General features: G+C 66.2%; 10 protein-coding genes. 5 read left to right on the plus strand and 5 right to left on the minus strand.

The annotated features are described in order from the left end of the window. Position 1 precedes the first annotated feature (1 nt). Genes egtD through JJB74_RS23060 form a run of 3 tightly spaced genes read right to left on the minus strand, consistent with a single transcriptional unit; the run spans position 2 to position 2,619 of the window. Positions 2-943 (minus strand): L-histidine N(alpha)-methyltransferase, encoded by a 942-nt coding sequence (gene egtD / locus JJB74_RS23050; protein WP_234484783.1) that lies wholly within the window; start codon positions 941-943, stop codon positions 2-4. A gap of 15 nt (positions 944-958) precedes the next feature. Then, a complete protein-coding gene (locus JJB74_RS23055; RefSeq protein ID WP_200595843.1) occupies positions 959-1,516 on the minus strand; it encodes a TlpA disulfide reductase family protein in 558 nt (185 codons plus the stop codon). Between the two features lie 32 nt (positions 1,517-1,548). After that, positions 1,549-2,619, minus strand: a complete 1,071-nt coding sequence (locus JJB74_RS23060) for a transglutaminase domain-containing protein (protein WP_200595845.1) — start codon at positions 2,617-2,619, stop codon at positions 1,549-1,551. 117 nt (positions 2,620-2,736) lie between these two features. Between JJB74_RS23060 and JJB74_RS23065 the strand changes: the two genes are divergently transcribed. The 4 genes from JJB74_RS23065 to JJB74_RS23080 are packed head-to-tail and all read left to right on the plus strand — an operon-like array spanning position 2,737 to position 8,892. Then, positions 2,737-3,483, plus strand: a complete 747-nt coding sequence (locus JJB74_RS23065) for an ABC transporter ATP-binding protein (RefSeq protein WP_200595846.1) — start codon at positions 2,737-2,739, stop codon at positions 3,481-3,483. Then, positions 3,480-6,005, plus strand: a complete 2,526-nt coding sequence (locus JJB74_RS23070; RefSeq protein WP_200595848.1) for an FtsX-like permease family protein — start codon at positions 3,480-3,482, stop codon at positions 6,003-6,005. Before JJB74_RS23065 ends, JJB74_RS23070 begins: the two co-directional genes overlap by 4 nt. After that, positions 6,005-7,081 carry a lipocalin-like domain-containing protein gene (locus tag JJB74_RS23075; RefSeq protein WP_200595850.1) on the plus strand — a complete coding sequence of 359 codons (1,077 nt, stop codon included), beginning with the start codon at positions 6,005-6,007 and terminating at the stop codon, positions 7,079-7,081. The genes JJB74_RS23070 and JJB74_RS23075 overlap by 1 nt, the downstream gene beginning before the upstream one ends. Further along, a complete protein-coding gene (locus tag JJB74_RS23080; protein WP_200595852.1) occupies positions 7,078-8,892 on the plus strand; it encodes an ABC transporter transmembrane domain-containing protein in 1,815 nt (604 codons plus the stop codon). The genes JJB74_RS23075 and JJB74_RS23080 overlap by 4 nt, the downstream gene beginning before the upstream one ends. A gap of 619 nt (positions 8,893-9,511) precedes the next feature. On the opposite strand, the gene JJB74_RS23085 is transcribed toward JJB74_RS23080, so the two are convergent. Both JJB74_RS23085 and JJB74_RS23090 read right to left on the minus strand, forming a co-directional pair. Further along, positions 9,512-9,724, minus strand: a complete 213-nt coding sequence (locus tag JJB74_RS23085) for a hypothetical protein (RefSeq protein WP_200595854.1) — start codon at positions 9,722-9,724, stop codon at positions 9,512-9,514. Between the two features lie 131 nt (positions 9,725-9,855). After that, positions 9,856-11,211 carry a DUF3422 family protein gene (locus tag JJB74_RS23090; RefSeq protein ID WP_200595856.1) on the minus strand — a complete coding sequence of 452 codons (1,356 nt, stop codon included), beginning with the start codon at positions 11,209-11,211 and terminating at the stop codon, positions 9,856-9,858. Positions 11,212-11,364: 153 nt separating this feature from the next. Here JJB74_RS23090 and JJB74_RS23095 point away from each other — a divergent pair, with 153 nt between their 5' ends. Next, positions 11,365-12,336, plus strand: a complete 972-nt coding sequence (locus tag JJB74_RS23095) for a thymidylate synthase (RefSeq protein WP_200595858.1) — start codon at positions 11,365-11,367, stop codon at positions 12,334-12,336. Positions 12,337-12,411: the final 75 nt, after the last annotated feature.

Genomic DNA, 12,411 nt, shown 5'->3' on the forward strand with positions numbered 1-12,411 from the left:
TTCAGTCGCGCCGCGCATGGCACACCAGGAACGGATTGCGCTCGTCCGTCCAGCGCTGCGCCGGCTCGAAGCCCGCCTGCCGCAGCAGGTCGCAGAAGCCATCGGCGCTGTACTTGTAGCTGTTCTCGGTATGAATGCGCTCGCCCTCGGCAAAGCGACGCTCGCCGCCGCGCCAGCGCACGACGATGTCGCGCCGCGCTTCCAAATGCATTTCCACCCGGCTGCGCTCGGCATGGAAAAAGCCGCGATGCCGCCATTCGCGCAGCTGGAAATCGGCGCCGAGCAAGGCATTCAAATGGTTCAGCAGGTTCAGGTTGAAGGCGGCGGTCACGCCCAGCGCATCGTCGTAGGCGGCATCGAGCACCGCCTTGTCCTTGATCAGATCCACGCCGATGAGCAGGTCGCCGTTCGCCTCGCGCAGGCGCCGCAGAAAGGACAGTGCCGTTTCCGGATCGAAATTACCGATCGACGAACCGGGGTAGAAGAACAGCCGCCGTTCGCGCCGCACAGCGTCCGGCAGCACCAGGCTGCTCGAAAAATCCATGCCGAGCGCGGTCATGGCTATGTCCGGAAACCGACGCTGCAGGCTGTCGACCGCACCGCGCAGGAAGTCGGCGGAAATGTCGATCGGCACATATTGCGCCGGTTTGAGCAAGGGAAAGAGACGAGCAGCCTTGGCGCAATTGCCGGCGCCGAGATCGATCAGCGTAGCGCCGTGGCCGACCGCTTCGGCAATGTCGGCGCCATGCGCGTCGAAGATGGCCGCTTCAGTGCGGGTCGGATAGTACTCGGGCAGCTCGCAAATCGCCTCGAACAGTCGCGAGCCGAGCGGGTCGTAGAGATACTTCGGGGAAATCGTCGCCTGCCGCGCCAGCAGGCCCTGCGTCAGTTCATCGATGATGCCCTGCGAACCGGAATCTGCGCGCTCGAGGAAGTCGGCCAATGGAAAGGTTCCTGTTCATTTCAAGAGTTCCATGATCGGAGCCTGCTGCGCCGCATCCTCCCAATTGGTTTCGCCAACGAGTTGATAGCGCAACATGCCATTCTTGTCGACCAGGAAGCTGGCCGGAAGTACCCGCACCCTCCAGGCTTTCATTGTTTCCATCGCCGAATCGCGCAGGATCGGAAAGCCTACGGGGACACGTTCGAGAAACTGCCGGATTTTCGGCTCGCCATCGCCGGCGTTCACGCCAACGACGCGGAAATGCCGGCCCGCCAGCGTGCGCGACAGCTTGTCCAGCCCCGGCATTTCATCGCGGCAGGGTTCGCACCAGGTAGCCCAGAAATTGACCAGCACCACCTCGCCCTTCAGGTCTGCCAGGTCAACCGGCTTGCCGTTCAGGTCCTGCAAGGCCAGCGGCGCCGGCGCTTGACCGCCCGGCGCGGAAAACGCTTTCCAACTCCCGGCGGCCATCGCACTGCCGCCGGCAAGCATCCCGGTGAGGAGCACGCCGGCCAGCAGCGTCAGTCGGCGATGCTTTCCAGACGGCATAGGCGCCGATGATCGACGTGTCATTTCAACATTCCTGCTGTTGAGCCGCCATGCGCTCAAACAAGCAATTCGCGCGCGGTGATGGTGTAACGGAAATTCTGCGGGTCAAGGCTGTCGACGCGCTGAATCTTTCCGGATTCGAACGCTTCGGCGTTCGGATACATCAGGAAACCGACGCTGCCGTAACGCGAGCCCGGCAACTGCACATCGTGGCCGTAGTTGTAAGCCATCCAGTTCATTTCCCAGGAACCGAACAGCCGCTTGCGCGCCGCCTCGACCTTGGCATCGTTCAGCGGCAGTCCGCCGTTTTCTTCAAGAACGACCTTGCGCACATCGGCCGGATCCACCGGCACCCAGCCCGTTCCCGCCGCGTAGAACTCGGCGCGGCAATGCTGCGCCTTGGTGATGTCGCCGGACTTGCCGAGCGATTTGTAGCCCAGCCGGGAATCGGCCACGCGGATGCCATACACATCGCGCGCCGGCACGCCGACGGCGCGCATCAGGCCGACGAACAGCGCATTCAGGTCGGCACACTTGCCGCTCAGGTTCTTCGTTTCCAGCATGGTCTGGATGTCGCCGATGCCGCAGCCGCGGGTCTTCGGATCGCGCTGGGTGTTGTCGACGATCCATTCATAGACCGCGCGCGCCTTCTCGACATCGGTCTTCGCGCCCTTGGTGATGTCTTCCGCGGTTTCCTTCACGATGCCGTCAGTCGGCAGCAGCTCGGTCGAGCGCAGCCAGATGCGGCGTTCGGCATCGGCCATCGGCGCGCGTTTGCCGGCGTCGAGATCGACTGCACGGTCGCGCGTCGAAATGCGCGATACCAGTTCGATCGTCGGCTGCTTGTCTTTCGCAAATTCGGCGGCGAGGATGCCGACGCCATAGGTCGGGTCCTTGATCATGCGGGCATTGCCGCCATCGATGGTGTAACGGTTATCGAGCACTTTCTGGTAGTCGGTATTGACCGACGGCACCGGCAGCCAGATGCGCGCCGGCGAGCCGTCCTGCAGCTCCACCCGGGTCGTGACTTCGAAGCTGCGCCAGCCGCTTGCGGCGGCATGTGACAGGGGGGCGAGACCTGCCGCCGACAGGGCGGCCGTGGTTTTCAGAAAGCTGCGTCGATCCATGTTTTTCTCCCGGGATGTCGAATCTGGTTGCCGCAAACCGGCATAGGTGGTGTCGAACGCTCAAGTTGACCGTCCGTTAAACTGGCGCATCTTACTGGATTCACGGATACCCCGCTGATGCCCTCCCTGCCCCTGCCGCAAACCGCCGGCCAGCGCGATGCTGCGCTGCGTTCCCCCGCCGTTGCCGCGACCACGCCCGCGCTCGAATGCCGCGGCCTGACCAAGTCCTACGGCAATGGCCGCATCGTTCTCGACCACCTCGATTTCCGGCTCGAAGCCGGCGAGTACGTCGCGGTGATGGGCGAGTCCGGCGTGGGCAAGTCGACCTTCCTGAACCTGATCGCCGGGCTCGATGCGCCCGATGGCGGCGAGCTGCTCATCGATGGTGTGGCGATGTCCGGCCTCGACGACGATGCCGCCACGCTGCTGCGCCGGCAAAAGCTCGGCTTCATCTTCCAGGCCTTCCATGTGCTGCCGCACCTGACGCTCGAGCAGAACGTGGCGCTGCCGCTGATGCTGAACGGCTTGCCGCTCGCGCGTGCCCGGCAGTTGCTCGACGCGGTCGGCCTGCCGGGGCGTGCCGGCGATTTCCCGCGCCAGCTCTCCGGCGGCGAATTGCAGCGGGTGGCGATCGCCCGCGCGCTGGCGCACCGGCCGCGGCTGCTGCTGGCCGATGAGCCGACCGGCAATCTCGATCCGGATACCGCCGCCGACATCCTGGCGCTGCTGCGCGATGAAATCCGTGCCTCGGGCGCCTCGGCCATCATGGTCACCCATTCGCACGCCGCCGCGGCCAGTGCCGACCGGGTGCTGGTGCTGACCCGCGACGGCCTCTTTCCGGCGCGCGGGGGCGACTTCGCATGAAGGCGCCGCTTGCGCGCTGGCTGCTGATCGGCGAATGGCGCGACCATCCGTTGCGCGCACTGATGGCGATCGCCGCGATCACGCTGGGCGTGGCGCTCGGTTTTGCGATCGATCTGATCAATGCTGCCGCCTTCAATGAATTCTCGGCCGCCGCGCGCAGCCTGTCGGGCCAGTCCGATCTGCAGGTACGCGCGCCGCAGCCGAGCTTCGATGAAGCGCTGTACCCGGAACTGGCGCAGCGCGCCGGCGTGGCGGCGGCCAATCCGGTGCTGGAAATCGATGCGGCGCTGCCCGACCGGCAGGGCTCGTTGAAGATACTTGGCATCGACGTCTTCCGCGCCGCGCAGATTGCCCCGGATCTGCTCGGCGTGCCGGCAAAAGACCGCCCCTTCGACACCCTGATGGATGACGCGATCTTCCTGTCGCCGGCGGCGATGACCTGGCTGAACCTGAAGGCGGGCGACACGATCACGCTGCGCGCCGGCGCGTCGCCGCTGCGGCTGCGCGTGGCCGGCGGCATCAATCGCGCCCGGCCCGGCCAGCGCATCGCGGTGATGGACCTCGGCGCGGCGCAATGGCGTTTCGGTCTGCTGGGCAGGCTGTCGCGCGTGGAACTGAAGCTCGCGCCCGGCGTGGACCGCGCTGCCTTTCGCGCACAACTGGCGCGCGACTATGCCGGCCGGCTGATCGCCACCGAGCCCGAGGACAGCGAAACCCGCACCGCCAACATGTCGCGCGCCTACCGGGTCAACCTGAATGTGCTGGCGCTGGTGGCGCTGTTCACCGGCGCCTTTCTGGTGTTTTCGACGCAGGCGCTGTCGGTGATCCGGCGCCGGCAGCAATTCGCGCTGCTGCGCGTGCTCGGCACCACAAGGCGCGGCGTGCTGGTGCAGGTGCTGCTCGAAGGCGCGGTGCTGGGCGTGATCGGTTCGGCGGTTGGCATCCTGGCCGGTTATGGCATCGCCGCGATCGCCTTGCGCGCCTTCGGCGGCGATCTCGGCGGCGGCTATTTTCCGGGCGTGCAGCCCAGCGTGCAGTTCCGCCCGCTGACCGCAGCCATCTTCTTTTGCGCCGGCAGCCTGGTGGCGATACTCGGCAGCGCCACCCCGGCCTGGGAAGCGGCGCGCGCCAGACCTGCGCCGGCGCTGAAGGCCGGCAGCGAGGACGTGGCGCTGGCTAAACTCGCGCGGCCGTGGCCGGCGCTGTTGTGCCTGCTGCTCGGCGCGACCCTGACCCGATTGCCGCCGGTGCATGGCTTGCCGGTGTTCGGCTATCTCGCGGTCGCGCTGCTGCTCATCGGCGGCATCGCGCTGATGCCGCGCTTCGCCGCCATCGTGTTTTCCGCCGCCGGCCGGATCCCGCCGCAGCGCGTCGGCACGGTCGGCGCGCTGGCGCTGGCTCGGCTGGCGAATGCGCCGAACGCGGCATCGATCGCGCTCGGCGGCGTGCTGTCCAGCTTCGCGCTGATGGTGGCCATGGGCATCATGGTGTCGAGCTTTCGGGTGTCGGTGGACGACTGGCTGGTGAAGCTGCTGCCGGCGGACCTGTATGTGCGCAGCGCCGGCGTTGGCGATGTCGGCGCGCTCGATGCCGCCGCGCAGCGCGCGCTGGCCGCGGTGCCGGGCGTGGCGCGCGCCGACTTCCAGCGCTTCGTGCCGCTCACGCTAACTCCCGCCAGGCCGGCCGTGATGCTGATCGCGCGGAACATCGATGCCGACGATCCCGGCCGCGCCCTTCCGCTGACCGGCGAGCAGATCGGCCGCGCGCAATGGCGCGGGATGACACCGGTGTGGGTATCCGAAGCGATGGTCGATCTGTATGGCGACGCCGTCGGCAAGACGATCACGCTGCCGTCGGCGGCCGGCGAACGGCGCTTCATCGTCGCCGGCGTGTGGCGCGACTATGCGCGCCAGACCGGCGCCATCCAGATGCGCCTGGCCGATTACCAGGCCTGGACCGGCGACGCTACGGTGAACGATGCCGCGCTGCTGCTGGCCAAGGGCGCGACCGTGTCCGCAGTCAGCACGGCGATACGCGCCCTGCCCTTCGGCGCGACGCTGGAGCTGGCCGAGCCGGGGCAGATCCGCGCGATGAGCCTGAGGATCTTCGACCGCAGCTTCGCAGTGACCTACCTGCTCGAAGCGGTGGCGATCATCATCGGCCTGTTCGGCGTGGCCGCCACGTTTTCGGCGCAGACGCTGGCGCGGGCGAAGGAATTCGGCATGCTGCGCCATGTCGGCGTGACCCGATCCCAGGTGCTGGCGATGCTGGCCGCGGAAGGCGGCCTCTTGGCCTTGTCCGGCATCGCGGTCGGCTTCGCGCTGGGCTGGTGCATCAGCCTGATCCTGGTGTTCATCGTCAATCCGCAGTCCTTCCACTGGACGATGCAGCTGCACATGCCCTGGGGCCTGCTGGCATCGGTGGCGACGGCGCTGCTGGTATCGGCGGCCGGCACCGCGCTCGTCGCCGGGCGGCAGGCGGTGGCGGGCAATGCGGTGCGTTCGGTCAGGGAGGACTGGTGATGAGAAAACTGTTGTTGCTGCTGCTGGGTTGCGTTGCGCTGCTCGCCATCACGGCCACAGCCGCGCCGCCGCGCTTTGCCGAGGTCAAGCCGGAGGATGCGCTGGTCTTTCCGCGCGATTTCGGCGCACATCCTGATTACCGCACCGAGTGGTGGTATGCGACCGGCTGGCTGCAGACGCCGGATGGCAAGCAGCTCGGCTTTCAACTGACCTTCTTTCGCGCGGCGACCGAGCACGATCGCGACAACCCGAGCAGCTTCGCGCCCAAGCAATTGATCATCGCCCATGCGGCGCTTTCCGATCCCACGATTGGCCGCTTGCTGCATGACCAGAAGGCCGCGCGCTCAGGCTTCGACCTGGCTTATGCGAAGACCGACAACACCGATGTGAAGCTGCAGGACTGGCGCTTCGTGCGCGATGAAAAGGGCGTGTATCACGCCAACATCCCGGCCACGGATTTCACGCTGACGCTGGATCTCGCGCCGACGCAGCCGATCATGCCGCAGGGCGAAGGCGGCTATTCGCGCAAGGGCCCGCTGCCCGGCCAGGCCAGCCATTACTTCAGCGAGCCGCAGCTCAAGGTGTCCGGCAGCGTGAGCCGCAACGGCAAGCCGGTGGCGGTGACCGGCACGGCCTGGCTGGACCGCGAATGGTCGACCAGCTATCTCGCGCCCGGCGCTTCGGGCTGGGACTGGATGGGCATCAATCTCGATGACGGCTCGGCGCTGATGGCCTTTCGCATCCGCGCCAAGGATGGCAGTACGCTGTGGTCGCATGCGACCCTGCGCGACGCCGCCGGCCGCATGACCCAGTTCGCGCAGCAGGACATCCGCTTTACGCCGCTGCGCAACTGGCGCTCGCCGCATACCGATGCGAGCTATCCGGTGGCGATTGCGCTCGATACCGGCGGCATCCGCTGGACGCTGGAGCCGCTGCAGGATGACCAGGAACTCGACTCGCGCGCCTCGACCGGCTCGGTCTACTGGGAAGGCGCGGTGCGCGTGACGCGCGACGGCAAGCCGGCCGGGCGCGGCTATCTCGAACTGACCGGCTATGTCTCGCCGCTGAAGCTATGACGGATACCAAAGACGATACGAAGCGCGATACCCGGAGCGATACACGGCGCGCGCGCGGCCGCCTTGCCGCGCTCACCGGCCTTCTGCCCTTTCTTGCGCCCTACCGGCAACGCTTTCTCGCGGCCGGCGTGGCGCTGCTGGTTGCGGCTGGCGCCACGCTGGCCATCCCGGTGGCCTTCCGGCAGCTGATCGACCTGGGCTTCGGCGCGGCGGGCGGCGCCGGCGACCGGCACATCAACCTGTATTTCCTGGCGCTGTTCGGCGTGGCCTGCGTGCTCGGCGCAGCAACCGCGGCGCGCTTTTATTTCGTGTCCTGGCTGGGCGAACGCGTCACCGCCGACATACGCGCCGCAGTTTATGCGCACGTGGTCACGCAAAGCCCGCAATTCTTCGAAACCGCGCGCGCAGGCGAAGTGCTGTCGCGCCTGACCACCGACACCACGCTGATTCAGTCGGTGGTCGGCACCAGCATCTCGATGGCGCTGCGCAATGCGTTGCTGTTTGCCGGCGGCATGGGCATGCTGTTCTATACCAGCGTGAGGTTGTCCTCGATCATCCTGGTCACGCTGCTGGCGGTAGTGCTGCCTATCGTGGCTTTCGGCAGGCAGGTGCGGCGGCTGTCACGCGATTCGCAGGACCGCATCGCCGATGCGTCGGCGCTGGCCGGCGAGATGCTCAACGCGATGCCGACGGTGCAGGCCTACACCCATGAAGCGATCGAGGCGCGCCGCTTCGGCGTGGCCGTGGAAGGCGCTTTCGACACCGCCCGGCGCCGCATCCGCGCTCGCGCGCTGCTGACGCTGGTGGCGATCCTGATGGTGTTCGGCGCGATCGTCTTCGTGCTGTGGCTGGGCGCGCACGCGGTGCTGGCCGGCACGATGAGCGCCGGGCAGCTCGGCCAGTTCATCCTGTACGCCACCATTGTCGCCGGCGCGATCGCTGCGCTCTCGGAGGTGATCGGTGAAGCGCAGCGTGCCGCCGGCGCGACCGAGCGGTTGATGGAATTGCTGGCGCTCGAGTCGCCGGTGCAATCGCCCGCACACCCGTTGCCGCCGGGTGCGCGCAGCAGCGGCGGCGCGGCGCTGAGCCTGGCTGATGTGCGCTTCTGCTATCCGTCGCGTCCGGGTGCGCCTTCGCTCGATGGCGTATCGCTCGAAGTGAAGCCGGGCGAGACGGTGGCCATCGTCGGCCCGTCCGGCGCCGGCAAGACCACGCTGTTCCAGCTGCTGCTGCGCTTTTACGATCCGCAGTCCGGCGCGGTGCTGCTCGACGGCGTCGACATTCGTCAACTTGATCTGCATGCCTTGCGCGAGGCGATCGGCATCGTGCCGCAGGACACGGTGATCTTTTCGGCCGATGCGATGGAGAACATCCGCTATGGCCGCGCCGACGCCAGCGATACCGATGTCATCGCCGCGGCGAAGCTCGCAGCCGCGCATGAATTCATCGAGCGACTGCCCGAGGGCTATCGCACTTTCCTCGGCGAGCGCGGCGTGCGGCTCTCGGGCGGACAGCGCCAGCGCATCGCCATCGCCCGCGCGCTGCTGAAGAATCCGCCGCTCTTGCTGCTCGATGAAGCCACCAGCGCGCTGGATGCAGAGTCGGAGCGGCTGGTGCAGGGCGCGCTGGAGACGGCAATGCTGAACCGCACGACGCTGGTCATCGCGCACCGGCTGGCGACGGTGCAGCGCGCGGATCGGATCCTGGTGATGGAGCATGGTCGCGTGGTGGAGAGCGGCACGCATGCGGAGCTGGTGGCCAGGGGTGGCTTGTATGCGAGCCTGGCGGCGCTGCAGTTCAATCTGGGTTGATGACAGTGAGCCTGTAGGCTGGGCGCAGCCAGCCCTTTCGAGGTGACGTCAAATTGTTTTTCGGGCCGCCGGTAGTCTGCATAAGGTTGGCAGGGCGAGATAAGGGTGCAGTTGCAGTTGCAGTTGCAGTTGCAGTTGCAGTTGCAGTTGCAGTGCCTTTGTCTTTGCCGTTGTAGTTGTAGTTGTTGTTGCCGTTACTTTTAACCCCGTTGATTGCGCCGTGACGGCGATGCCCGGAGCGGATAAGGTGCGGCGTCTGTTTGAGCGCAGCGCAGCGTAGCGAGTTTAGCCGCGCCCCGCTCCGGGCATCGACGGCACGGGACCCCGCGCAGCGGGGCGCAATCTCCGGGGCGCCTTTTCTTGCCTACTTCTTTTGGCGCCCAAAAGAAGTAGGCCGGCTGCCGGGCCGGGACCCGGCTAGGTCGAGGGGGCGCTGAACGTTTTGCGTCACCGGAGTGAGGTGCTCACGGGTGCAGGCTCTTGCCTTGGTCGTCGCGTGATCGAGGCTTGGATTGAAAGGCCTGCCTGCTCGGAGGCCGACGCCCGATGACCCAATATGGACATCTTGCTTGGCGAGCAAGCCGGGTCCGGGCCCTGAAGCGGGGCGCGGCTAAACTCGCTACGCTGCGCTTCGCTCAAACAGACGCCGCACCTTATCCGCTTCAGGGCCCGGCGCCACGGCGCGATCAACGGGATTAAAAGCAACGGCAACGGCAACGGCAACGACAAAAGCCAGAACCAACTGCAACTGCAACTGCAACTGCAACTGCAACTGCAACTGCAACTGCAACTGCAACTGCAACTGCAACTGCAACTGCAACTGCAACTGCAACTGCGTAGCGTAGTGCTATTACAACCGATGCAGCAGTTACCGCGCGAACCTTGAAAGAGCTGGCTGGGCGCAGCCCACGCGGTTGTTCGATCACCGCCTTGGCTACCCATCCTACGAGACAAGGTTCCTCCTCAATGCCCCGCATGCATCCGTTTATGCATGCGCCGCAACCCCAGCCACACCGCGCCGGCGACCACCGGCACCAGCACGCCGGTGCTGATGTCGGCATTGATCGGCAAGCCGGCCGCCTTCAGCGCCTTCGCCGCATAACCGAGCAGGCCGATCATGTAGTACGAGATCGCCGCCACCGACAAGCCTTCCACCGCCTGCTGCAACTGCAGTTGCTGCGCTGCCCTGGCATTCATCGATTGCAGAATCTGCCGGTTCTGCTGTTCCTGCACGATGCCGACGCGGGTGCGCAGCAAATCGTTGGTCTGCGCGATGCGTCGCGCCAGCGCTTCCTGGCGGCTGGAGATGGCGGCGCAGGTGCTGGCCGCGGGCGTGAGGCGCCGGTCCATGAACTCCTCCACCGTCGGAAAGCCTTCGATACGCTCCTCGCGCAACTCCTCGATGCGCGCAGCCACCAGCCGGAAATACGCCTGCGATGCCGAGAAGCGGTAGTTGTTGTCCACCGCGAGATTTTCCAGCCGCGCGGCCAGGCGCGTGATGTTGTCCAGCAGCCCCTGCTCCTGCACCGATTCAGCCGCGGACTGGTGATGCAGCGTGCCGCCGTTCATGCCATCGGTTTCGATCATGGCGGCAGTCAGTTCGGCCAGCTCATCCTCGATCGCATTCAGCACCGGCGTAGCACGCTGCGCATGCGGCAGGCCGAGCAGCGCCATCATGCGATAGGTCTCGATCTCCAGCATGCGCTGCACCAGGCGGCCGGCCTGCTGTTCGCGCAGGCCGACGTCGCGCACGACAATGCGGGAAAAGCCATCGGACTGCACCAGGAAGTCGGTCCAGATTTCCGCGCCGTGCAGCACCCGGCTGCCGACCAGCAGCTTGCCTTCGAACACCCGGCGCAGGCCGTGCGCGAAGTCCTGAGCCGCGCCGGAGGAAGCGTCGAGCACGACGTGGGTGGCGACCATCAGCCGGCCCTGCAACGCCGACAGCCATTGCTGCGGAATCTGGTGCAGCGGCACGCGGCCGAAGGCTTCGTCCACCGGCAGCGCTTCCTCGTGGCGCTGGGCGAAGGTGTAGGTGGCGAACTCGGTATGGCTTTCCCATTTCAGGCGGAAGCGGCCGAAATCGTGGAAGAAGAACTTCGCCTCCTCGGCCGGCGCGGACACGCCGAAATGCCGGCACAGGTCGGTCAGCAAGCCATGCTGCAGCCGGGCATTCGTCGCGCCCGGCGCGAGGTCGTCGCGCACATACACCGCCAGATGGGTGATGCTTTCCGGCGCATGCAGCTCGAGAAAGGGACGGGAATGGATTTCGGCGGCAAGCGGCACGCGCAGCGCGTGATTCAGGCTGGAATAAATCATCAGGTTGGCAGGATGGAATGGCTGAACTGGCAAGGAAGCGGCATTGTAGCCGCTGCGAGCGGGGCGGCATCGCGGGCGAAACCGCAGCAAGACCGGCAGGCGGCGCCAACGGATGTCGTGCGTTAGAATGGCGCGCTCATCAAGCGCACACTCATGAAAGCCTACCTCGACCTCGTCCGCACCATCCTCGACACCGGAAGCTGGCAAGACAACCGCACCGGTATACGAACAATCAGCATCCCCGGCGCGATGATGCGCTTTGACCTGAACGACGGTTTCCCGGCCGTGACCACGAAACGGCTTGCCTTCAAGTCAGTGGTCGGCGAATTGGTCGGCTTTTTGCGCGCCACGCGCAGCGCCGCCGATTTCCGTGCGCTCGGCTGCAAGGTTTGGGATCAGAACGCCAATGAAAACGCGGATTGGCTCGCCAACCCGTACCGCGCCGGCCCCGACGACCTCGGCCCGGTCTACGGCGCGCAATGGCGGCAATGGCCGGCATACAAGCTGATCGACGCCGACCAGGCCGCGCAGATCGACGACGCCGAGCGCCGCGGCTTTCGCTGCGTGTCGCGCCTCGAGGATGAAGGCCGTCCCAAGCTGCTGATGTATCGCGCGGTCGATCAGATCCGCGAATGCCTGGACACCATCATCAACAACCCGGGCAGCCGGCGCATCCTGTTCCACGGCTGGAATCCGGCGGTGCTGGATGCAGTCGCGCTGCCGGCCTGCCACCTGCTGTACCAGTTCATTCCGAACGCAAGCACCCGTGAAATCTCGCTGTGCCTGTACATCCGCAGCAACGACATCGGCCTGGGCGCGCCATTCAATCTCGCCGAGGGCGCGGCGCTGCTGCACCTGGTCGGCCGCCTCACCGGCTACAAGCCGCGCTGGTTCAGCTATTTCATCGGCGATGCGCACATCTATGAAAACCATCTCGACATGCTGCGCGAGCAGCTCGAGCGCGAGCCGTATCCGCTGCCGAAACTGGTGATTGCCGATCGCGTGCCCGATCATGCGAAGACCGGGCGGTACGAGCCGGAATGGCTGGAGAAGATCGAGCCCGGCGATTTCTCGCTCGAAGGCTACCGGCACCATCCGCCGCTGACCGCGCCCATGGCCGTCTGAATCCGGACGTTGAATCCATGCCCCGACCCGCCTTCCCAGGCGGGTTTTTCATGTGTGCCGCGCTTCGATGGCGCA

This window comes from Noviherbaspirillum pedocola (genome assembly GCF_016632335.1).
Classification (GTDB): Bacteria; Pseudomonadota; Gammaproteobacteria; order Burkholderiales; family Burkholderiaceae_D; genus Noviherbaspirillum_A; species Noviherbaspirillum_A pedocola.